The organism is Novosphingobium sp. CECT 9465, assembly GCF_920987055.1.
GTDB lineage: Bacteria > Pseudomonadota > Alphaproteobacteria > Sphingomonadales > Sphingomonadaceae > Novosphingobium.
Window position 1 is genome coordinate 175,414 of the sequence record NZ_CAKLBX010000003.1, and the last position, 21,369, is coordinate 196,782.

Annotated in this window: 27 protein-coding genes and 2 pseudogenes; 7 read left to right on the forward strand and 22 right to left on the reverse strand. The window is 62.3% G+C overall.

Annotation, left to right across the window (positions count from 1 at the left end; translation table 11 throughout):
- Positions 1-13 precede the first annotated feature (13 nt).
- Positions 14-166 (forward strand): annotated as a pseudogene (locus LUA85_RS20080) (transposase); the annotation flags it as partial.
- 86 nt (positions 167-252) lie between these two features.
- Here the strand turns inward: LUA85_RS20080 and LUA85_RS20085 are convergent.
- A complete protein-coding gene (locus LUA85_RS20085) occupies positions 253-1,095 on the reverse strand; it encodes a class I mannose-6-phosphate isomerase (RefSeq protein WP_231472146.1) in 843 nt (280 codons plus the stop codon).
- Between the two features lie 57 nt (positions 1,096-1,152).
- Entirely contained in the window at positions 1,153-1,530 is a 378-nt protein-coding gene (locus tag LUA85_RS20090; RefSeq protein WP_231472147.1) for a hypothetical protein, read from the reverse strand.
- A gap of 333 nt (positions 1,531-1,863) precedes the next feature.
- On the opposite strand from LUA85_RS20090, the gene LUA85_RS20095 reads away from it, so the two are divergent.
- Positions 1,864-3,153, forward strand: a complete 1,290-nt coding sequence (locus tag LUA85_RS20095; RefSeq protein WP_231472148.1) for a glycoside hydrolase family 130 protein — start codon at positions 1,864-1,866, stop codon at positions 3,151-3,153.
- 139 nt (positions 3,154-3,292) lie between these two features.
- On the opposite strand, the gene LUA85_RS20100 is transcribed toward LUA85_RS20095, so the two are convergent.
- The 5 genes and pseudogenes from LUA85_RS20100 to LUA85_RS20120 all read right to left on the reverse strand — a co-directional run.
- On the reverse strand, positions 3,293-4,039 hold the full coding sequence (locus tag LUA85_RS20100; RefSeq protein WP_231472149.1) for an HAD-IIB family hydrolase: 747 nt from the start codon (positions 4,037-4,039) through the stop codon (positions 3,293-3,295).
- Entirely contained in the window at positions 4,036-4,242 is a 207-nt protein-coding gene (locus LUA85_RS20105) for a hypothetical protein (RefSeq protein WP_231472150.1), read from the reverse strand. The genes LUA85_RS20100 and LUA85_RS20105 overlap by 4 nt, the downstream gene beginning before the upstream one ends.
- Complete coding sequence (locus LUA85_RS20110; protein WP_231472151.1) at positions 4,239-5,054, reverse strand: Cof-type HAD-IIB family hydrolase; 816 nt, start codon at positions 5,052-5,054, stop codon at positions 4,239-4,241. The genes LUA85_RS20105 and LUA85_RS20110 overlap by 4 nt, the downstream gene beginning before the upstream one ends.
- On the reverse strand, positions 5,051-6,481 hold the full coding sequence (zwf, locus tag LUA85_RS20115) for a glucose-6-phosphate dehydrogenase (RefSeq protein WP_231472152.1): 1,431 nt from the start codon (positions 6,479-6,481) through the stop codon (positions 5,051-5,053). The genes LUA85_RS20110 and zwf overlap by 4 nt, the downstream gene beginning before the upstream one ends.
- Positions 6,478-6,954 (reverse strand): annotated as a pseudogene (locus LUA85_RS20120) (6-phosphogluconate dehydrogenase (decarboxylating)); the annotation flags it as partial. The gene zwf and the pseudogene LUA85_RS20120, both read right to left, overlap by 4 nt.
- Positions 6,955-7,205: 251 nt before the next feature.
- Between LUA85_RS20120 and LUA85_RS20125 the strand changes: the two are divergent.
- Entirely contained in the window at positions 7,206-7,433 is a 228-nt protein-coding gene (locus LUA85_RS20125) for a hypothetical protein (RefSeq protein ID WP_066213960.1), read from the forward strand.
- Positions 7,434-7,560: 127 nt separating this feature from the next.
- On the opposite strand, the gene LUA85_RS20130 is transcribed toward LUA85_RS20125, so the two are convergent.
- Positions 7,561-7,872, reverse strand: coding sequence for a hypothetical protein (locus tag LUA85_RS20130; RefSeq protein ID WP_231472153.1), 312 nt, complete (start codon positions 7,870-7,872; stop codon positions 7,561-7,563).
- A 421-nt stretch (positions 7,873-8,293) separates the two neighbouring features.
- Positions 8,294-9,337 (reverse strand): DUF2493 domain-containing protein, encoded by a 1,044-nt coding sequence (locus LUA85_RS20135; RefSeq protein WP_231472154.1) that lies wholly within the window; start codon positions 9,335-9,337, stop codon positions 8,294-8,296.
- A 659-nt stretch (positions 9,338-9,996) separates the two neighbouring features.
- Between LUA85_RS20135 and LUA85_RS20140 the strand changes: the two genes are divergently transcribed.
- Together LUA85_RS20140 and LUA85_RS20145 are read left to right on the forward strand one after the other, a co-directional pair.
- Positions 9,997-10,266, forward strand: coding sequence for a hypothetical protein (locus LUA85_RS20140; RefSeq protein ID WP_231472155.1), 270 nt, complete (start codon positions 9,997-9,999; stop codon positions 10,264-10,266).
- A 180-nt stretch (positions 10,267-10,446) separates the two neighbouring features.
- Positions 10,447-11,436: a GSU2403 family nucleotidyltransferase fold protein gene (locus LUA85_RS20145; protein ID WP_231472156.1), complete on the forward strand. Its 990-nt coding sequence runs from the start codon at positions 10,447-10,449 to the stop codon at positions 11,434-11,436.
- Positions 11,437-11,898: 462 nt separating this feature from the next.
- On the opposite strand, the gene LUA85_RS20150 is transcribed toward LUA85_RS20145, so the two are convergent.
- From LUA85_RS20150 to LUA85_RS20200, 11 genes are all read right to left on the reverse strand, one after another.
- Entirely contained in the window at positions 11,899-12,156 is a 258-nt protein-coding gene (locus tag LUA85_RS20150) for a helix-turn-helix domain-containing protein (protein ID WP_371823746.1), read from the reverse strand.
- 95 nt (positions 12,157-12,251) lie between these two features.
- On the reverse strand, positions 12,252-13,151 hold the full coding sequence (locus tag LUA85_RS20155) for a hypothetical protein (RefSeq protein ID WP_231472157.1): 900 nt from the start codon (positions 13,149-13,151) through the stop codon (positions 12,252-12,254).
- Positions 13,152-13,161: 10 nt separating this feature from the next.
- Complete coding sequence (locus LUA85_RS20160; protein ID WP_231472158.1) at positions 13,162-13,551, reverse strand: type II toxin-antitoxin system VapC family toxin; 390 nt, start codon at positions 13,549-13,551, stop codon at positions 13,162-13,164.
- Positions 13,548-13,793 (reverse strand): AbrB/MazE/SpoVT family DNA-binding domain-containing protein, encoded by a 246-nt coding sequence (locus tag LUA85_RS20165; RefSeq protein WP_231472159.1) that lies wholly within the window; start codon positions 13,791-13,793, stop codon positions 13,548-13,550. Before LUA85_RS20165 ends, LUA85_RS20160 begins: the two co-directional genes overlap by 4 nt.
- A 161-nt stretch (positions 13,794-13,954) precedes the next feature.
- A complete protein-coding gene (locus tag LUA85_RS20170; RefSeq protein ID WP_231472160.1) occupies positions 13,955-14,515 on the reverse strand; it encodes an RES family NAD+ phosphorylase in 561 nt (186 codons plus the stop codon).
- A gap of 16 nt (positions 14,516-14,531) precedes the next feature.
- Positions 14,532-14,894, reverse strand: coding sequence for an antitoxin Xre/MbcA/ParS toxin-binding domain-containing protein (locus LUA85_RS20175; RefSeq protein ID WP_231472161.1), 363 nt, complete (start codon positions 14,892-14,894; stop codon positions 14,532-14,534).
- 68 nt (positions 14,895-14,962) lie between these two features.
- Positions 14,963-15,520: a hypothetical protein gene (locus LUA85_RS20180; protein WP_231472162.1), complete on the reverse strand. Its 558-nt coding sequence runs from the start codon at positions 15,518-15,520 to the stop codon at positions 14,963-14,965.
- Between the two features lie 303 nt (positions 15,521-15,823).
- A complete protein-coding gene (locus LUA85_RS20185) occupies positions 15,824-16,288 on the reverse strand; it encodes a MucR family transcriptional regulator (protein ID WP_231472163.1) in 465 nt (154 codons plus the stop codon).
- 244 nt (positions 16,289-16,532) lie between these two features.
- Positions 16,533-16,787, reverse strand: a complete 255-nt coding sequence (locus tag LUA85_RS20190; protein WP_231472164.1) for a hypothetical protein — start codon at positions 16,785-16,787, stop codon at positions 16,533-16,535.
- 99 nt (positions 16,788-16,886) lie between these two features.
- Entirely contained in the window at positions 16,887-17,222 is a 336-nt protein-coding gene (locus LUA85_RS20195) for a single-stranded DNA-binding protein (protein WP_066213939.1), read from the reverse strand.
- A 497-nt stretch (positions 17,223-17,719) separates the two neighbouring features.
- A complete protein-coding gene (locus LUA85_RS20200) occupies positions 17,720-18,064 on the reverse strand; it encodes a thermonuclease family protein (RefSeq protein ID WP_231472165.1) in 345 nt (114 codons plus the stop codon).
- Between the two features lie 401 nt (positions 18,065-18,465).
- On the opposite strand from LUA85_RS20200, the gene LUA85_RS20205 reads away from it, so the two are divergent.
- A complete protein-coding gene (locus tag LUA85_RS20205) occupies positions 18,466-18,654 on the forward strand; it encodes a hypothetical protein (RefSeq protein ID WP_043146142.1) in 189 nt (62 codons plus the stop codon).
- Positions 18,655-18,979: 325 nt separating this feature from the next.
- Positions 18,980-20,212, forward strand: a complete 1,233-nt coding sequence (locus tag LUA85_RS20210; protein WP_231472166.1) for a DUF1173 domain-containing protein — start codon at positions 18,980-18,982, stop codon at positions 20,210-20,212.
- 6 nt (positions 20,213-20,218) lie between these two features.
- Here LUA85_RS20210 and LUA85_RS20215 read toward each other — a convergent pair whose 3' ends face one another.
- Complete coding sequence (locus LUA85_RS20215) at positions 20,219-20,722, reverse strand: hypothetical protein (protein WP_231472167.1); 504 nt, start codon at positions 20,720-20,722, stop codon at positions 20,219-20,221.
- 89 nt (positions 20,723-20,811) lie between these two features.
- Positions 20,812-21,324 (reverse strand): hypothetical protein, encoded by a 513-nt coding sequence (locus LUA85_RS20220; RefSeq protein ID WP_231472168.1) that lies wholly within the window; start codon positions 21,322-21,324, stop codon positions 20,812-20,814.
- Between the last annotated feature and the right edge of the window lie 45 nt (positions 21,325-21,369).

Sequence of the window (21,369 nt, forward strand, 5' to 3'; positions counted from 1 at the left end):
CTTTGCTGCCTAACGATTGCGCGGCGACGACACGACCGTCCCGGTTCTCGCAATGGACAAGACCGATACCGGCGGGCTGTGGGTCTACGTCCGCGACGACGTTCCGTTGGGCGGACCTGAGCCACCTGTCGCATTGTTCCATTATTCCCGCGACTGGCGCGGAGAGCAAGGATTTCAGCTGGTTAATGTCGATGGTATTAGCGCACCAACCCCATTCCCCCAACCAGCCCGCCGAAGTCCATGATTCTGGGGTTAGGCACCCGGCTCCCACAGACCTTCGATTAAACCTGCGCCAGGATAGGCGACGAGCAATTCGACACCTGAATCAAGGCGCAGCGCGGTCTCACCCTCTGCGAGCCACACTCCGCCTGCCTCGAAGCACTTGTCGTCGATCGTACCACTCCCTTCGAGCGGTACTAGCCAGATAGGCCGGCCGTCGCTGGCGAGCGTCGCCTCGCCGGAGCGCTTCCAGCGCTCAAGCACGAAGGAGGCGTTGTCTGCAAGGATGGTTCGACCCAGCGCGACCTCCTTGGCAACGTACGGTGCGACATACGGCACAGGATTGCTCACCGCGATGCCATCTTCGAGGTGCAGCTCTCGCGGCCGACCATAGTCGTAAAGGCGGTAGGTCAGGTCGACATTCTGTTGCACTTCGACCAGCGTCAGACCCGGCCCGATCGCATGGACGGTGCGCGCGGGCGAATAATAGACATCTCCCGCCTCGACCGCCTTCCAGTCGACAAGATCCTCGATCGTGCCGTCAAGTGCGGCGCGGCGGAGTTCGTCTTGGGTCATGGGTATCACCGTCCCAATCGCGATGGTTGCACGCGGCTCTGCGGCGAGTACCACCCACGCCTCATCCTTGCCGCGCCGATAACCGTGCGCCTGCGCCGCCGTATCGTCGGGGTGAACCTGGATCGACAGCTTCTCGCTGGTGAAGAGATATTTTATGAGCAGCTCGGGATCGCCGGGGGCCTCGAACCATATCTCGCCGACGGGGTCGTCGCCTAGCGGCACGCTGCCAAAGCACGGCCACAGGTTGGTCCGCCCCCAAGGTTTCTTTACCCGCTTGGTGGTGAGGCGGATGGCGGGCATGGCGGGCTCCTTCAACCGAGAGTGGTGAATATCAGGGTGAGCGATGCATCGCGTGTGTCATTGAGACGTCGCAGGGCTCTTGCCACTCTCCTTGCGGAGAATTCGAGAATTTGCGCATTGCCTGTCCGGTCCGACCGCCGCGCTGTTCGCGTTCAGCTCAACCCGGTTACGGTCAGGCGCAGGCTGGAAAAATACACTCGAACCTGCCAGTCTTCGCGGCAATCGCTCTATTTTGTGCGCGGCGATTCCGGCAATCCGCTCAAGCGCTTCCATCTGCGGAATGTCGCACGGAAATCGCCCGTACGATTCTGTGCGTTCGCCCATGCTGGGACCGGTCCATATTTCCAAATCATACCCAGATTCTCGAGGAGGATGAACGCACATGCCGACGATCAGCTTTTCGTCGGCAGCGAGTCGCAGAAGCTTGGCAAACATTATCGTCTCCTGTGTGTTTGAGGGCCTATCTGCTGATCAGGAAATCCAGCCACGATCTACCTCCGAGATCCTGATTCGGCGAGAATGACCAAATCGAGTCCATAAGTCCTTACGTATTGATCCCCTGGCCGGTTCTGCCTGAAGAGACCTTATTGTTATGTGCGGCACTGAAGTGGTTACGTAAAAATCCCAATTCAGCGCGAAGGCGCCGTGCCCTACCGACGCGACAGTGCCATCCACCGAGGGCGAATGTCGGACCAGGACAGGCTCGCGCAATTTGGCGCTCGCGTCTTTATTGATCAGCGCGGATTATTCGAATGGAGACCGATCAGCATGACCGCACGCGCAAAGCTGAACTTCTATGATCGCGTTCTTCGGCCGGATCCATCGCGCACCGTCGTCCGTCCTTTTGAGCCGAATTATCCCAGAGATTTCGACGGCGGCACGTCCCGCACCCAGGAGACTGTCGATCTGATCATGGCGCTCGATGAGGCTGAGTTGGCGCGTCAGCTGAAAGGCGTCACACTATCCCTGGACGAGAACCACCGCGACGTCGATGCGATGTTGCTTCGCCGGTTCAACGAAGTCGCCAGCGGGATCGCGGGCGCCGATCGTATCAACGCCAAGCAGCGGCGATTAATAGGCGCCTACTGCAGCGAAGAATTTGCATATGAGGCCGCCGCCTTGTTCAACCCAAGCGCCGTGCTCCATCCCGACCAGTCGGGTCTGCCCGAGGGCACGCTTCGTTTCGTGATGTCGCTGCGAGGCATCGGCGAGGGGCATGTATCTTCCGTGACGTTCCGCACCGGCACCTGGACGCCTGGCGGCGCACTTTTGGTCGATGATCCCAGCCCGACATCGGTATCGCCCCTCATCGATACGTGCGGGAGAGGGGAGGGCATAGCAGCACGCCTGTGTTGCGCCGGCAGTCGCACGATCTCGGAGACAGTGCTTTTCCCGGTCCTGCCGAGCCAAACGCAGGGTATCGAGGATACGCGCCTTGTTCGCTTCTGCGACGATGATGGCAGCATCAGCTACCATGGTACATATACAGCGTTCGGCGGTGGCCAAGTGCGATCGGAATTGCTGAGCACGGCCGATTTTAGATCGTTCGAGATGCGCGTCCTGACCGGCCAGGCCTCGAGCGGAAAGGGCATGGCCCTTTTCCCTCGCCGCATAGCGGGAAAATACGCCATGCTTGGGCGTCAGGACAGCAAGAACATCTGGCTTCACTTCTCCGATGAACTGCTTAACTGGGCAGGTGGCGCAAAGCTCATTACACCAAAATTCCCTTGGGAATTCGTCCAGATGGGTAATTGCGGGTCGCCGATCGAGATTGACGAAGGCTGGTTAGTGATGACCCACGGCGTTGGTACGGTCCGCAACTATTGCATTGGCGCATGCCTGCTCGACAAGAATGACCCATCAAAGCTGCTGGCGCGCACGCCGCGCCCGGTACTGGCCCCGAGCCCGCACGAGAGGGACGGGTACGTACCCAACGTCGTCTATAGCTGCGGTGTGATCGTTCACGATCGAACGATGTTACTACCCTATGGGGTGGCCGATAGCTTCACTGCCTTTGCTACGGCCTCGATTGATAACCTCCTAAGTGTGATGGAGTAGGTCACTCGAACTGATTGGGAATTGCTGACTGTTCGAGCGGTAGATGCCGTTCAAGGAAGACGAACGTCAATTCGGGGCGGCCGCGCGTCGTTTAGCGATGTTGGCTGTGCACAGGGGATACCATGCCATAGCAATCGGATCAGGGTTTGAGGCAAGCGAGAATTGCCATCATCGCGGTCCGGGTCTCCGCCACGTCTCGCACGGGGATTACGTCGATTCCGGCTGTGCGAACGGGATCATCGTTGCCACCGGGATAGATCGCGTCTCCCATGAACAGCATAGCCGACTGCGGAATGCCGGATTCCTCGGAAAGACGGCGCATTCCATAAGCCTTGTCGATGCCTTGGCGAGTAATGTCGATGGAGGTTGATCCCCCCACGTTGACGGACAGCTCGGGCAGTCGTGATCGAAGCGCTGCCTGCAGTGCCTTGCGCTTGGCGAAGTCGGGATCCCACGCTTTCTTTGCGTCGAGCGGCGCCTCCTGTCCAAGTCCAGAGAAAGTAATCTGGCTCCCGCGGTCCTCGATCCGCTCACCCCATGTCCTCTCGTCCGGAAGGCCCACTTCCCTTGGGGCCAGTTCAAACGCCTGAAGAATGCGCCTGCGCTCGTCGGGGTCGAATACATCAGCATAGACCGGCTTCCAGACATCCGTGAAGCGGTAGAGCTTGGTGCCTGTGGTTGGCATGATGAACAGCTGACGGAGGTCAGCTCTGATGGGCAATCGCGACACGACTTGTGCTTCAAACTGAGGCCAGTCGCCACCGGAGATCACTGCGACGTCGACGAGATCAAGCAGCTTGGCAAGCAGCTCGGCCGTTTCTTGGTCTATGGGCTGTTTGCTCTCGGCCAGGGTGCCGTCAAGGTCGAAGGCGATAAGGCGCTTCATCGGTGGACTCCAATCAGGGTGCTGTCGCTCGGCGGATAGGCGGCGCTCGAGCGATCGGGTTCGATATTCTTCAGGCGGACGGTAACCGGTGCGACGGTTGCATCGAGGATCGCCTGCACGATAGCCGGCTTTAACGGCGCTCCGAACGCGGTGCACCTTCCCAAGATGCCGCGGCGGATCCGCTCTTGGCCATGCTCGATCATCTCGCAGCCTCCATCAGGATGATATTGTCTATCGCTTGGGCAGCGCCGTCCTCCTCGTTCGACAGGGTCACCTGGTCAGCGGCGGAGCGGACCGCATCGGGACCCTGCCCCATCGCAATCGAGAGGCCGGCGCGCGCGAACATCGGCAGGTCATTACGCTCGTCGCCGAGCACGGCAACGTTGGCGAGCGGTACGCCGATCGCGGCTGCCAGCGCGGCGACGCCATCGCCCTTGTTGGCCTGGGGAGCGGTAATGTCGAGATAGTAAGGCTGCGAACGGCCGACAGTCGCAAACTGTCCGAGCGCTGCCGCGATCTCGCCGTCAAGTCGCGCGAGCAATGCATGGTCACCGCTGACGCCGACGATCTTGTCGGGATGAGCGAGCAATGCCGCGAAGTCGTCCTTGATTATCGGCTCGATGCTTGCCGCGCGCCGCTCGCGTGGAACATACACATCGTCGGTTGCTTGGGCATACCAGAGGCCACCCGAGAACAGCCACGGCGTGACGGCCGGGTGCTCAAGCAGGGCGAGTGCTCGCGCGGCGCATTCGGGCTCAAGTTGATCTGCCGAAACGACAGTCCCGTCGGGCCGGACGATCGTGCCGCCGTTGAAGGCACCGATGACGCCTGTGAGTTCCAGCCGTTTCGCGATCCAGAGCATGCCGCTGGGCGGGCGGGCACTGATCAGGCTCACCGCAATACCAGCCGTCCTGGCCCTTCCAACCGCAGAGATCACGCCGTCGGAGAGGCTTTTGTCCTGGCGGAGGAGCGTGCCATCTATATCGGAGACGATCAGGCGAATAGGGCCGCTCATCCAAGGTGATGCCAGCGTCGATGCGCGCGGTGCATCAGCGCATCTGCACTTTCGGGGCCGGCGCTGCCTGCGGCGTATCCCTCGGGGGTGCCTTGCGCCCACAGATCGAGGAGCGGCTGCACGGCGCGCCAGCCACCTTCGATCTGCGCGGCACGCTGAAACAGCGTCTGGTCGCCCGATTGCACGTCATAGAGCAAAGTTTCGTAGCCGGTCTGGTGGCCCACGTCGAAATGGTCCCGGTAGCGGAAATCCATGGCGACCGGCGCAGTGTTCACGACGAGCCCAGGCCGCTTGACCACAAACTCAAGGCTGATGCCCTCGTCGGGCTGAATTTGCACCACAAGACGGTTGGGGGGCAGCCGGTCCACCACCGTCTCCTGGAAAAGCGCCAGCGGCACGTCGCGGAATTGGACGACGATCTCGGTATCACGGGTCGCCAGCGCCTTCCCGGTGCGCAGATAGAAGGGCACGCCCGACCACCGCCACGTCTCCACGTGCAACTTGAGCGCGGCGAAGGTCTCCGTGCGGCTGGCAGGGTCAACGTCGGGCTCATCGAGATAGGCGGAAACGGCCTTGCCAGCGATGGCGCCGGAGCAATAGCGCCCGCGAATTGCCTCGGTCGGGTCGATCGGGCGGATGGCGGCAATGACCTTCTCTTTCTCCGTCCGGATCGCATCGGCATCGAAGCTGATCGGCGGCTCCATCGCTATCAGCGCCAGCAGCTGGAAGAGATGATTGGGAACCATGTCGCGCAATGCGCCGGTGGCATCGTAGAATCTGCCGCGCGTGCCGACGGTCACCGCCTCGGCCGCTGTTATTTGGACATGATCGACGTAGCGGTTGTTCCAGACGGCTTCCATCATGGTGTTGCCGAAGCGTGTGACCATGATGTTCTGCACGGTCTCCTTCCCAAGGAAATGATCGATCCGGTAGATCTGGGACTCGCTGGCGCGGGAAAGGATTTGCCGGTTCAGCGCCTGTGCAGAGGCAAGGTCGGTCCCGAACGGTTTTTCGATCACGACGCGGCGGAAACCATCGGTCTCGTTGAGCAGCCCTTCATCGCCGAGCTGATTTACGACGGTACCGAAGAAGGCCGGCGCTGTGGCGAGGTAGAAGATCGCGTTCCCGGTAAGTTGGCGGCCGAGAGCCTGATACATAGTCGAATCGGCGAAATCGCCCTTCAAATAGCGGATACGACTGCGGAGCCATGGCCAGTTGGCATCGTCCTTCACGAATTCGTCAAGCGCCTGGCGCAGCTGCTCGTCGTCGCTGTCATGATGGCTGACACCGACGAGCGCCATGTCCTCATTCAGCAAGCCGGCCCGAGCGAGGTTAACGAGCGCGGGTATCAGCAATCGGCGGGCGAGGTCCCCAAATGCGCCGAAGATAACGAAGGTAGCAGAGGGTGCAGTCAGAGCATCGCTCATTGCGGCATCTCGACGTGGCCGCCGAAGCCGAACCGCATAGCCGAGAGAAGCTTGTCGCCGAACGTCGTGTCGACTCGGCTGCGGTAGCGCGCGAACAGTGCCGCTGAGAGCACGTAGGCAGGGACTGCCTCCTCCATTGCCGCCTCGATCGTCCAGTGACCCTCGCCGGAATCCGCGACCTGCCCCGAGAACTGCTCCAGCATTTGGTCTTTGGCGAGCGCCGTCGCCGTCAGATCGAGCAACCAGGACGAGATCACGCTGCCGCGGCGCCAGACCTCGGCGATGTCAGTGAGGTTGAGGTCGAAGCGCTCGTCTTCCGGCAGCTTGGCGGATGACTTGCCCTTCAGGATGTCGAACCCCTCAGCATAGGCCTGCATCAAGCCATATTCGATGCCGTTGTGAACCATCTTGACGAAATGGCCCGAGCCGGCTGGACCGGCATGGATATACCCCTTCTCGGCGCGGGTGTCCTCGTTGGGACCGCCGCGATCCGGTGTGCACCTTTACCCCTTGATCCGATGCAACTTGGTCCGCGTTGGATTACTGGTTTTTTCAGGATCGAGGATCGGGCCTTCAGTGCCAGTCTCTAGGCGCAGCAGCGGCAATCTATGCTTCGCAGGCGCCGGCAAATTACAGATGGTCTGAACAAGAGGACTTGCCAACAGGCTTTGGCGTTGTGATGCTTTTGCCGGGAGGTTTCAGCGCCAACCCACGAGGTATCATCATGGCCAGGAAAGGAAGTCTTGAAGCGGAACGACAGGCAATCGCAAGGGAGCGAAACGCGCTGGAAGCGCGCGAAGCGAAGCTGCGGGAAAGCGAGCAGAATGCCATGGCCGAACTGCTGAGAAAATCGGCACTCGGCAAGGCACCGTTCGAGCGGGTTGAAGGCTTCTTCGCCGCACTCGGAAAGCTGGGCCTGGACGAAGCGGAAAAGCGCTTGGCGAAAAGCTGAAACCGGTCTCGCAAGAGACCAGCACAGCCGGGGTTCGATGCCCCGGCTGTGCTTTATTCAGGCTCACAAAAAAGGGGGCCGGAGAGCCCCTGAAGAGCCCTCCGGCGCTTTGCGATGTATCTGCATCTCAGAACGGGCAGTCCGCGTCCCATTCGGGATCCATCACCACGCTCATGAAGCTTGCGGCGCGGGCGATGTTCGCCTCGTCGAAATCATCGGCCATCATGCCTGGCACCGTATGGACGATCCGGTCGATCAGGTTCTGGGGCAGCGCATTGTAGTCGCCCTCGTCGATGGTGACGAAGCAGCCCTCTTCGTCCTCGATAATGTGCTGGTCGAAGAAGCTGTGCTGGGCCCGGACAGTGGCGTCGCGCAGTGCGGCGTCATAGCTGATGGGATCGAAAGCCGGGATGTCGAGTGCGGTCGTAAGAGCGTTCATGGGAAGCCTCCTGTCAAAGTCATTGAAGAGGCCTCCGAAACGATGGCCGAGCTTGGCCCGGGTCAGGAACGGGCCGCCTCGCGGCCCGCCGCGAAGCGGGGGTGGGGGAGCCGATTTTTTCGCCTTCTTCAGGCGTAAAAATTGGGGGAACCGCCCTTCTTGACGCGGGCCAATGGCGGTCATCATGCTTGGAATTCTGCGAGAGTTTTAACCCCTGTTGGTCAACGCCACCGGTGGGTCCAAGTGCTGGCCTGCCGCCCGGCCGATGCGAAGGCTGGGAAGCGGGCAGGCCGACAGGCCGTCACCCGGGGCCCAGCGAGCGAGCCGGGGCAGACTAGGGGCGTTCCAAGCGGCAAAAAGAAGGGCATCCGGCGGTTAGACCGGACACCCTTCGGCAAGTTCGGATCACGTTGTCTCCCGCTCAAAACGGCGGGAGATCTTCGCCATTGACCGTGCGCTTTGCACCGCCGCGTTCTGCCTGAGCCGGTGCTTTTGACCGGGCTGGGGGAGCCTCGTTCTGGGCACCGGCCTCGCGCACAATGTGCATCGGCACGCGCGCCTCGCGCAGCCGATCAGCGAGGTTCGCCTGGATGCCGCCGCCGCTGCACACCACCGCCTCGACCGGCTTGAAGCTGAGCATGCGCGCATTGCGTTGGTAGGGCGCCGAAGGACCCCGCGAGGCATCGGGCTTGCACAGGATGACGGGGACGTTCTTGCTCGATGCCCAGGCCGCCGCGATCACGTCAGCGCCCTTGTTCTGCGCGGTCGTTGCCAGCACCATCGAAGGAATTCGCGTCCGGATTGCATTGAGGTAGTCTTCAACCTGAGCAATGTCGGTGAACTGCTGCCCGCCCGAGAACACCACGACCGGTCCTGTAGGCGCAAACTGTTCGCGCCGCTGCGCCTTTTGCGCGGCAAGGTAATCGCGCGCCTCGATCATCGAAGCATTGGTCTTGGACGACACCCGCGAGCCGCGCACCGGTGAGAAGGGACGACCGGTCTCCACGAGGTAGATCTTCGCGGCATGGTCGCGCATGCATTCCATCGCGTCGCGGCACTCGGCCAGGCTGCGGGCCTGCATGGTGAGGTCTTCCAGATCGGTCGCATAGACTTCGCTCGGATCGTATTCGCGCAGCTTCTCCTGCAGCCGGTTCGCCATCGAATCCTCTCTGTTGTCGAGGCGCTTGGCCACCACGTGGAAGCTGTTGGCAATGCCCCAGGCGACCTCGCTTGCCATGTCCTCCATCCGGGTATTGCGAAACAGGTCGAACACCGTTGCCAGCATCATCTCGATTGCCGCCTGCGCCACATCGGGATCGGGCATTTCGGCAGCGCTCGGTTCATGTTCGATCGAGAGCTTGGCAAGCTCGGTCTGCTCCATGAATGCGGCAGCATAGTCGGGAGTGGCGATTTCGCGCGCATAATGTTCGGCAAGGTCGGCGAAGTTCGAGAAACGGTCCGTCATGATAACCTCCAAATGGAATTTTCTCTCATCACGCTGATGAAAGTGAGCCTTGAAGGACGCCGGAGTCAGGCAGTCAGGGACGGCGGCTCGCACGCGCTGCCGCCGCGAGTAGCGGGCGTGGGGGGAGCCGATTTTTGCTCGCAAGGCGGAAGCCGCAGCAGGTCAAAATCGGGGGGCACCCGCGATCCTTGACGGCCGCCAATCTCCCAGGCGTCATGCTGTGGCGATGCTGATTTCGCTCAGCCACCGAGATGAGAGAGAGATTTCGGTTTTGCCCCCGAACCCCTTCAGGGCGTTCGGGGTGAACAGCAAAACACTGCAGATGCCTGCGGCCCGTCCGCATGGTCGATCTGGCGTCCGCCAAACTGTGCAAGCGGGCGGGCCGCCCTGGCCGCTGCCGACGGCGCGGCCAGCGAGCAAAAGACGGACCCCTTGCAGGAGCATGTCTGTCGGCCCGCAAGGCCCGGTGCGACAGCACGGGCGCGGGACGGCGACGGAGCCGGAGGCAAGAGTGCCGGCGGCCCAAGGCGGGAAACCCCGCACCCGCAGGAGCGCGCCTGCAGGGCGCGCGGGACCGAGTGCGCCATTCTTGACAGGGCCGCTCAATCTGAAATGGCTGCCGTGGGCAGCATATTGCATCGCTGGAGGAAAGTACCGCCATGGAGTTCGACGACCAGATGCGACGCTTCTTCGGGACCGATGATCTCGGAGCGGTTTCCCCTGCGGCAATGTCCAGCGGGATCGAGCGCATGCTGGTCGAGTTCGGGCTTGAGACCGACAAAGGGCGCAGGTTCGCTATGTGGTCGCTGCTCTACATGCTGGGTTCGGCGCCGGACCTCGATGTGGCGTTCAAGGACCCGCGCGACCGCGACGCGGCGCGGACATTCATGGACCTGCTCGATCAGGCCAATGCCGGTGAGGGCAGTTGACGGCATCAGGCCGACGCTGATGAACATTGAGCATCAGCTACGCCCGCGGGCCGAAATGGGGTTAGGGTGCCAGGCATCTTTACCCTGCAAATGGACGAGTTCCGCGTTTTGCAGGGTAACTCTTGCATTTACGGCATTTACCCTGCATTTTGGTCAAATCGTCCAATTGCAGGGTAATGTATGAACTTCCAACCGTTCTCGGACGAACAGGCGAGGGTGATCGTCAATCTGGACCAGGCTTATCACGTCTGGATGGATGCGCTGCGCACGCTGAACGATATGCCTTACAATATGCGGATCAAGGAGGTTTCTGGGCGAGAGTACCTTTACGAAGTCACCGATCGTCGCGGTAGCATGAAAAGCAAGGGGCCGATCGATCCGGAGAAGCAGGCGGAATTCGACCAGTACAAAACCGAAAAAGCCGAACTGAAAGACCGTCTTGCGCTTTCGAAGGAGACGCTCACGGAACAGGCCAGCCTTTATCGGGCGCTACGTTTGCCCATGCTTCCTGCGGACGCCGGCAAGATTCTGCGCGCGGCCGATCGACTCCGATTTCTTGGGGACCAGGCGATGGTCGTCGGCACCAACGCGCTGATCGCCTACGCGCTCGAAGCCAACGGATTCATCCGCGATGCGCCGCAAGAAACCATGGATTTCGATATGGCACTGACCGGGCTCAATGCCGACGAAGATCGACCCACCTTGTGGAAGGTCCTCAAGGAAACCGACATGACCTACTCGGTGAACACCGAGCGGCCATTTCAGGCACGCAACGCAAAAGCATATGAAGTGGAGATCCTCTCGGCACCGAGCCGGATAGGCGGGCAAATTGCGCAAGACCGCCCGCGACCGATCCCACTCCCGGAGCAGGAATGGCTTCTGAACGGTCGGCGGGTTGATCGGGTCGTCGGTGTGCGCGATGGCGAAGCGGCGCGCATGGTGGTTCCTGATCCGCGATGGTTTGCCCTGCAGAAACTGTGGATGGCGGAAAAACCGGAACGCGACCCGCAAAAGAAGCCCAAGGATCACAAGCAGGGCACTGCCTTGCTCGACGCCGTTTGGCTGACGATGCGGCACTATCCAATGGACAATACCTTTTTCGAAGAACTGCCCGATGCATTGAAGCCACATTTTGAGTTTTGGGCGGCGAAAAGGCCGCAGCGGAAGTGAGCAGTCAGGTCTTGCGCAACCCGGGATCGCCAATGAGATGTCGGCGAGGGCAGCTGACTGCATCAGGCTGACGGACGGCGCTGGGATATATGTCGCCCTGACAATCGACCCGTCGCGGTACAGGCAGGTTCGCCTCCGTTGAGCGGATTCTTATGTTACAAAACCTCTATCTATGAACGATCTAGTCATAGGTTTTGTAACAGTCGGTCGGCCATTTCTGTTAGAAAACTTGGGTGATATTTCTAACAAGAGTGCGCAGTCCTCAAGGACCAGAAACCGTTCATCAAGGCCTGTCGTGAGCCGGCACGGTAAATCGCAAAACCTCGGGCGGACCGGTCGCTAAATCTCGTTTTCTCGGGAAATGGGCGTCCTAAAGCACGATTTCTCGGACTAGCCGCTGGGAATGGCACGGCGATCACAATTTCCCAACGAGCAGCCCGGCGCGCTCGCGGAGCCTCTTGCTCATGACCGGCGGCTCGCAGGAGAGACGATCTGGACGTCGCAGCCGAGCGTCGCGATGACCTGAAGCGCTTTGCCGAGTTGTAGCGTGGGCTTACCCGCTTCGAGATCGACAATGAAGCGGACACCAACGCCGCTCACTGCCGCAAGCTCTGCCTGCTTCAGGCTCTGCGCCTTGCGTTCGCGGCGCACGAGGAGACCAAGTGAAGTGCTGTCCATATTACCGAGCGGGAAGTTCGGCTCGCTTGTGGCCGATTTCAAGTCATTTATTCCCGCTCGGGAACAAATGCACAGATCTAGGCATCAGTTCATGCAAAAATTCCCGAACGGGAATGTCAAAGCGATGCGAAAGATGATCAGTGCAGAGTCTCTCCATCGCGATTGCGGAGGTGTTCCTTGTCGCATTGCTGAACCAGCCATGCGATCGCGTCAGGCGTGCGATACCAGTCAATGCCAAGCTCCTGAGCATACCAGGCCGCTTCGCTTTCTTGCCCCGGAGAATAATGGTCGCTGGTGGCGTGCCAGAACGCCGGATCGGCGAGATATTTGGCGACATAACGGTTCGCCAGCAGCGCGTTCGCCGCCTTGGAGCGAGATTGCTCGCTATCTCCGGTCTCCTTGTACGCGAGCAGCACGCGCGTAAACTCCATGAAAGTCGAGATTTCCTCGCCGTGTTCGTCAAGCAGCTGCTGCGCGGTCTGGTTTTCTTCAGCCCGGATCAACCAAGTCAATAGAACATATCTCAAACCCTGATTATCGTTCGTGTTCAGTTCGAGCATCTCACGAAGGTGACTGATTGCCTCCTGCCGCGCGCCACAAAGCCACAAATCTTCGGCCAGCGCATGGCGCGCACGCATGTAGGGCCTGGTTTCCACAACCAGCCAGAACTCACCCCTGTCTTGGGCGAAGCGGCGCTCGCCAATGGCGAGTTCGCCGGCACAGACAGCGCGCAGGATATATTCCCGGCGGATCTCATCGGACAGATTGCGCAATTGCGAAAGCTGAAGCCAGGCATCAGCGCAAAGCGGTGAATGGGCTAACGCCCTTCGGGCAATGGCATTGCGCCGAGACCGGTCATCTTCTTCCCAGGCATCATAGGCGAGGTCCTGCGCACGCCTTAACTCCTCGGCGCTCGTACCACAACCAGACGACCGCACCAATTCGCGCATTTCGGCACAATCTGGGAAGCGATTGAGATCAGGGCCTGCTTGTTTCAGAGGCTCGCTTTTGCCTTTCTTGGAAGGTGCTGCCGCCATTGCGCAGGACTCAGCGGATCACGGAAACTGTGACGCCCGCGGCATCGGCGACGATCCGCCATTGCTTGTCCGCAGTCAGCGCGGGCAAGTCATCGCGCCGGGCAAGTGCCAGGCAGAACCGGTCGCCGAGCGACAGACCCGCCTCGGCCGTTACGGCGCGCAAGCGTCCGGCGATCACGGCGAGAGCCTGATCGGCTTCGACCACGGTCATCGGCAAAGGCCTCAGCATTGCATCGACCTGGTCGGCGGGCATACCGGCATGGATGAAGTGGCTGACGACCTCGGCATAGTTGACGCTCGACATCCGCGCGTCTCCGATAGCGTCGGCGACCTTGGCCGCTCCGGGCTCGTCCCGGAGCAGGGCAAGGAGCGCAGAGGCATCGAGCACGACTTCGCTCATTCGCCGGATTCCTCGCGGCGTCGGGCAAGGAAGGCATCGACCGAGGCTTCGGGCTTGCCGCCGGTGAATTTCTTGGCGAGCGCCTGCGCGTGCGCGATCGACTGCGCGACGGTGCGCAAGATTACACCATCCTCGGTTTCCTCGACCAGCAGCGCACCGCCGCCAGCCAGGCCAAGCCGCTTGCGGATATCGGCCGGCAGGCTCATCCGGCCGTTGGGCGTGATCGTCACTTGCACGGTCATGGCGTAGCTCCTCACAGACCTGAACGCGGCGCGAAGCGGCGCATTCAGGGCATCAAGCGAGGCTTATGCCATAAAATCGAAAACATGTCACGAACGGCATAATGTGGCGCGACCGTTCGAATTGATAATATATCTTATGTTAAATCAATGGCTTAGATGAATCACGCATTGTCAGGCCACGATGACTGGTCGCGCGGCAATCGCTGCTCGTCGTCGATCACTTCAAGACGATGCGGGGCCTCGCGGCTCCAGGACCACAGCACCAGATTGCGGTCATCGGCCGTAGCTCGCGAAGCGAAGCTCGGCACGATCACACCGGCGCAGCCGGCGGCAATGAGCCTATCGGCCAGTTCCCAGGTCGGAACAGTCTTGCGGTCGCCGGCAAGACGCTCCCAGGCGCAGCTGAGCTGCGCCAAGGTGACCTGCGCTGCATCCCGCACATCAGGGCTCGTCAGGTCGAGAATTTCCGAAAGTTCGGCGCGGTAGCTGCAGATCGTCAGGGGCTGCGCCTTGAAGGCGAACCCTTGTTGAGCCTCGAGCCAGGCGGTTTCGAGGCTGAGCGCCGCATAGAAGCACGCCGTGCCGACGCGGTTGAAGCGGCCGCCGTGAAGCTTCGCGCCTTCGCCCGATTCCGGATCATAAGCCCACGCCGGATGATGCGCCCGATAGACCAGGCCGTCGAACCGGGTGAACGGCAGAGCCGATTTCGAAATCTGGCTCAAAGATCAGGCCCAAAGATCAGGCAAAGCCACCGGCGGCAATCCGGCCAAGATAGGTGCGAACCTTCTCGCCCTGTCCCTGACGGACAAGCTCTTCCGCCGTGGCGTCGCCGAAGGACGGCAGCGGCTGCGATCGGTACCAGGCATAGGCGGCAAGTTCACTACCCGCCCAGGGAATGACCCGGTTGATGATTTCGCTCATCTCACGCAGCCGCGACTGGGTGGCGATGCTGCTGCTGCGGGCAGCCTTCGAGACGGCATCGCGTGACAGTCCAGCAGCGAGCGCCAGTTCGGACTTGGTGATATGAAGCGCCGCCGACAACCTGTCGACCGAGACGCCCATGTCACCGGAGACTTCACTTAAGAATGCCGCACTCGCCATTTGCCTCACCATATGCCAATATTTAGGGCATTATATGCGGCGCGTTTGGAAAATTGTCAAGCTGGACGTCAGGCTGCGAACAGTTCACCCTGCCCCGTACCGGACGCTCGAACCGCGCCGATCATTGGCGCAGGCCGACGCAGCAATTTCAGGACCGCCGGGTTCACCACATAGACCGCATGGCGCCCGCCGCCGCGATTGCAGTGGTTGGTCGCGTAGCCAGCGTAGTGCCGTGTGACCAGACCCGCACGCGCCAGATCCGAGATCGCGCGGCTGACATTGGCGCGGCCCACGGCCAGGACTTGCTCCTCCACCGCCTGGTCGATCTGCGCAGCATCGCGGGCCTCATCACCGGAGAGTTCACGCCCAAGCGAGGCAGCAACGCGCGCGCGCAGCGCCGCGCGGCGGCCCTGCTGTTCGCTCAAGGGAAGCAGCTGGGTGCACAGCCAGTCACGCAAGAGTGCGGGCTTTCTATCCCGGCAAACAAAGGGACCGGCCTGCCCTCGCCCGTCGGCGGCTTCGGAAACGAGTTGAAGAACCAGGAAGGCGTAGCGCGGCCGGTTCGAGACCTCAGCCAGCACCGCGTAAATGCCGCCAACGCCAGTGATCGCTGTCTGTTGCTCCATGGATCAGCATTGAGCACAAAAGGTGAATCCTGTGAATCCCCTTTCGTTCAAGCCATGCCGTTTGTCGCCCGTGACACTTTGCCCGGCACCGCCCGCGAAGGGGCGGAACCTGCATGTTCGGCCCAATGGCATGGCAGATCAGCCAGAGCGGCCCAGTCGATCCCATGTTCCTGCCAAGGCTGATGTCGATGATGACACTCTGCCCCGAGGGCAAAGTGTCACAGACGGCAGGACGTGCGCCGATAGGTCGACAGAAAATGGAGCCAAGAAATGAGACTGAAACCCGGTGTCGGAGCATCAGGCTTAGCTGAAGGCGACCCCAAGCTTCTTGCGCGCCTTGGGCTCCGCAGCAACCTTGGCCTGCGCTTTCGGGCTTTGTCCGGGCTTGCGGCCAAGCCCGATCCGGACGGCGAGTTCCTTGCGCTTGGCGGCATAGTCGGGCGCGACGATCGGATAGTCTGCAGACAGGTTCCAGCGCGCGCGGTATTCGGCCGGCGTCATGCCATGATCGGTGCTGAGGTGGCGCTTGAGCATCTTGAACTTCGCGCCGCAATCGAGGCAGGTCACCGCATCGGGTTTGACCGATGCGCGGACCGAGACCGCGGGTATGCGCACTTCCTCGGTCGGCTCGGGCACCTGACCAAGCGAAGCCAGAGATGCGTAGACCGACTGGATCAGGCCCGGCAAATCACCCGCCGCGACCGAATTGTTGCTGACGTGAGCAGAAACGATGTCGGCGACGTGATCCAGGAGCATTTCATCGGCCATGGCGTGCGGTCTTTCTCGAATTAGCGATGGCGGACCCTATGGGCCGCGGCCGCCAAATGCCAGTGCCGTTGGCGTGCGCTCCAGATCGACATGCGCAAAAAAATGGGGCCAGCTTGCGCCGACCCCTTGGAAAGTTTTGGGAGAGGATGCCTGAAAGGCACTCCTGATATGGGGTGACGCCTTAAATGCTGCAAGTGCGAAATAAGGTCCGGCAGTTGAATTTTGTGCAACGCGGCAGCCGCGTTCACCCCGGCGGCCGGTAGCGCGGGGTCGGATCGGCAAACCGGCGCGGATGGGTGAGTTCGGTCCGGGCAACCCGGAATGTGTAGCCGTCCCATTCGCGCCAGGGATGGTAGCGGCCTGCCTCGTCGAGACGGCCGTAGCAGACCCGCGCGAGGACAGTCGGACAGGCAGGATCGTCTTCAAGCAGCGCCACCGTGAAGGTGCCGCCCATGCCGCTCGGCGTATCCCACACCGGCGTCTCAGCAGTGATCGTCATCAGGCTATTCCTGTTTTTGTGAGGAATCGGGGGGCTGCTCCGCTTGGGACTGGGCCCGCACCCGGTTGGGAGGCGGCGCTGCCGCCTCCCGGGCTCCGGTCAGAGGAAGAGGACTTCCTCTGCGACGATCTCGACCGCGTAGCGCTCGACGCCCTCGCGGTCCGTCCACTTCGAGTAGTGGAGGCGGCCCTGGACTTCGACCATATCGCCCTTCTTCTTGTGCTTGGCGACCGAAGTGCCGAGGCCGTTGAAAGCGGTGACGCGGTGGAATTCAGCAAGGGTCTCGGTGTAGCCGGCCTCGTTCTTGACCGTCTTTCCGTCGACCAGCTTGGGGCGGTCGGTGACAAGGGTGAAGGAGGTGATCGCGGTCTCGCCGGCGTGGCGGGTTTCGGGTTGGCTAGCGATGCGGCCGATCAGGATGACGAGGTTCTTCATGGGGTTTCTTTCGTGGCTTGAATTCGGCGGAACCGCCCGCCGATGAAGACCACAGGCAGGGCCAAAGGCCCGGGCCCGCACCGAACGCCAAAAATCAAACGGGCGTGAGGGAAACCCAAAAGCGAGGAGTGGTGCGGCAAGCCCGCAGGGCTTCACGGTCCGCTGCTTTTGGGTTGCGGCCAGGGACTGGCGCTGCACAGGTTCATCGGCAAACGAAGGGCGGTTTCGTCAGTTCAAGCCGCAGGTTTCCCAGCCAACCGGGCCCGTCAGCCTTGGCTGCATCCCGTCAAGGCATCCCGGCACCACGCCAGTGCGCCATGCGCACCCTCCCCCCGCTCCGGCCTCCGCCTGAGCATGTCCGGGCAAGTCAGAACGAGATCGCGCGCGAAGCCCCGATTTCTCTCCGCCCTACCGCCACAGCCTCGAGCGTCCGCGCCTGCACGAAGAGCGGGGCTGGTCCGGGAATATCAGGGAGCAACCGCGTGAGAATGGGCGCGTCAGCGCCAGGGCTTCGCGAGGCCCTGCGCGATCAGGTGGTCGCCGGCGTCCACGCCGTTCACCGAGATAGTGGCAAGCGTCCGCCCATAGGGGTCGGTGCCAAGCCGCGTGATCATGACCCGCCCACGCGAGACGAACCGAATGAGCGCGATGCGCGATGCTTCCCCGGCAGCGAAATCACACCAGGCATAGGACCGGCGACGGTCCTGACACTTGGGACTATCCGGCAGTTCAGGTGCATCGATATTGGCGATGCGCACCCGCTCGCGGCCGCAGCGGATTGTGTCGCCATCGTGGACGCTGGGCGAAAGACACAGGGCGGCGGCGGCAAGGACAACGGACATGGTGCGAGACCCTATCGTCAACCGGGCGACGCGCCAACCAACCTTTCCCCGCGCAAAAACTCCACTGGCCCCGATCGTTACCCGAAAGGGCCGGCATTCATGCCGGCGAGCTTGGGTGAGCAGCGGCGCGAGAGCGGCGTTGTCTCACCCTAGCGAGTAGAGCGGGTCGCCCCAAGTCCCGCGCGGGGCGCGGGCGCAGGGGTGCCCCCTTCCCCTTTGCTCGAAAGACATCATCACCACCGTATCAATTACCGCCAACACCGATATGCTGCGCTCTTTGCGCAGATGCCAAGGCCCACTGCCGCAGGCAGGAGCGTGCCGGCGGCAAGTCCAAAAGGACTGCCGCGAATGGAGCCGCCGATACGGGGCCAAGCCGTGTCCGCAGGAGAGGAGATAAGCCAATGACGGATGGACCGGAAATGCCGAGCGCATTGCAGGTTGCACAGGCGCTGTCACACGTGCTGCGCGCCAAGCTCGCCGATCTAGCCGCCGAGACAATCAGCCTCACCCGCGAGGAAGCAGCGCTGTGCCTCGGGCTGGCCGATGGCGTTGCCGAGAACCTCGGCAGGAACGACGCAGATCACAGCTGAGGACTCTGAAGGCAAACAGCAGCCTGGCGGACGTTGAGCCCGAGTTCGCCGAGGAGCTCGCCGGCCTGCTCGCGAGAAATGGTCGCACCGCGGAACAGTGCAGCATCGACCAGACGCAACCTTCCAAGCTACACGCCGCGTGCACCCGCAAGCCAGGGTGAAGCGATCTTTTCCGCACACCCGGCCCGGGAGCCGAACCTTGCCGCATCCGCAAGGCCAGCTTAGACTGACCCCAGCGTGCCTATCCGGGGCCGCGTCAAACCGAAGGAGATGCGCGAGAGGTCGAACGGGCAGCGTCGATCGCGAGAAATTGGAAGGACCACCAATGATCCAGCGATACCGTGTGCTCGGCCGCAGCGTGGCCGAAGGCGATGAACTTCAGTCCGTGCTGCGCGAAGCCTATGAGCGCAAAGGCAAGGTTCTGTGCGAATGCCGCAAGGGGACCGAGCTTCCACTCTACATCTCGCACCGCCAGACCCGTTACGTGCTCGCACGTTGGCCAGGCTCGGGCGCGCGCCATGCAACCGCCTGCGACCACTATGAGGCGCCCGATTACCTGACCGGCATGGGCCAGGTGCGTGGGAGCGCCGTGATCGACGATGAGACGAGCGGCGAGACCAGCCTCAAGCTCGGCTTTCCGTTATCACGCGGTTCAGCCCGGCTCGCTCCCTCGGCGCTCACCAACGACAAGCCGACGGTGAAATCGTCGGGGCCGAAACTCTCGATGCGCGGGCTTCTGCACGTGCTGTGGGATCGGGCGGAGCTGACCCACTGGCATCCCAAGATGGCGGGCAAGCGGACATGGTTCGTGGTGCGCCGCGCATTGCTCGAGGCAGCGGCCAGCTGCCGGGCAAAGCAGGAAGCCCTGCCGCACGTCCTGTTCGTGCCCGAGAGCTTCAAGATTGAAGAAAAGGAAGAGATCCGGGCCCGCCGCCGCGCGGCGCTGGCCAGGGTCTATGCCTCGCGCGACGAGATGATGGTGGTGGTGGGCGAGATCAAGGAGATCGTCCCCGCGCACGGTGCCGAGAAGATCGTCCTGCGCCATGTCGGCGACATGCCCTTCGTGATGGACCAGGACATGGCGCGGCGCTTTCACAAGCGGTTCGCGGGCGAGCTTGCCCTGTGGCAGGCTCAGGACGGTCCACATGGCAAAAGCGGTCATCTCGTGCTCGCCGGTTCGTTCGCGCGGCGCCGCGAAGGAACGTTCGACCTCATCGAGGTCGCGCTGATGCCGGTGACGTCCGAGTGGCTCCCCTACGAGACCAGCGACGAGCGCTACCTTATCGGCAAGGCGGTTGCGGAAAAGCGGCGGTTCGTAAAGGGCCTTCGCGTCAATCTCGACACTGACACGCCGATCGCGAGCCTGGTGCTCAAGGACACCGGAGAGGAAGCCAGCGCGATCCATATCCATGACCGTGACAACGAGGTGGCCGAGCCGTTGGAAGCGCTGCTCGCCGGGCAAGGCGTCGCGCACTTGCTGTGGAAGGAGGGCGAGCCGCTTCCGGCTCGCGTCAGTCGGCCGCCGCGGCGAAGCTGGGAGCGCCCGGAAGCGGCGTGAGCGCGGTCAGTCCTCGCTGGTCGGGAGCGGCCTGGTCGGCAGGAGGTCGAGGCGCCTGGGCACTTCGCCGATCGTCCGCAGGGCTTCGAGCCGGGCAGCGACCTCGCCCTCGTGCTGGGTGATCTCAATCCGGTTCAGCCCGACGATGGTCCAGACCGCGAGCTCGGGCCGCTCGGTCACGTGGACCGAGTAGGCGATCGGCAGCTTCTCGGGATAGAGCCAGAGCAGCAGCACCGGGAGCGCGCCGAGGTTGGGCCGGCCATCGATGGCGACGAGCGTCATCACGGACGTGTCGCGGTCGTACCGGCAGGTGATCCCGAGCGGCTGCGGGTGTCCGGCAAGGCCGAGGATCGTCTCGCGTGCCTTTGCACCGAACAGGGCGTCGAGCTCGGCCGGCGGTTCGGCACTGGCGTCCTGCGCCACCTCGGCGAGGAACAGTTCGACCGCGGCAAAGCGCGCTGCTTCGTCGCGGCTGCAGGCAAGCTCAAGAGAGAGGGTGATCGAGGACATGGTATTGGCTTTCAGTTGTGAACCGCGCGTGCCCCGTCCCATCGCCATGGCAATGCGTAGAACGGCGCAATCACGGGAGTTTGAACGGATCAGAGGACCAGATGGCGCTCGACATGGGCGCGGTCGCGGTCCCGCTGCAGATTGAAAACCGGCACGCCGTGGGTCGCAGCGATACGCAGCGCCTGGCCGGTGCCGCCCGAGGCTTCGCCGTCGGCGGTCCAGCACAGCACGAATTCCGCAGGGCTATCGAGCCTCGGCCCCAGCACCTGGAACACGTTGCGCGTGTGCAGCGCCTGGACGAAAGGCGAGAGCCCAGCGAAGGCGGGATGATGCGCGGCGGCAATGCCGTGCGCCCTGCCCCAGAGCTCTGCGCCCAGCGCTTCGGGGTGCAGAGTGCTCGCCGAGCCGCGCCAGCCTGACGCCGGCAGGAAAATCTGCGCATCGTGGCCGCCCCCACGTTCGAAGGCACTGTCAGCGCCAATCGCGCGGCCCGAGCGCAGGACGTAGCCCCGCTTGCACAGCGCAAAGGCCGCACGGGTCATCAGGCTGAGGATGGGCGGCGGCGTCGCGCGCGCGCCGATCCCGGCGTAGAAGCGAGGCATGGGCTGGTCTCCTTGACGAACGCCCGGCTCCAGCCCCCCTTCCCT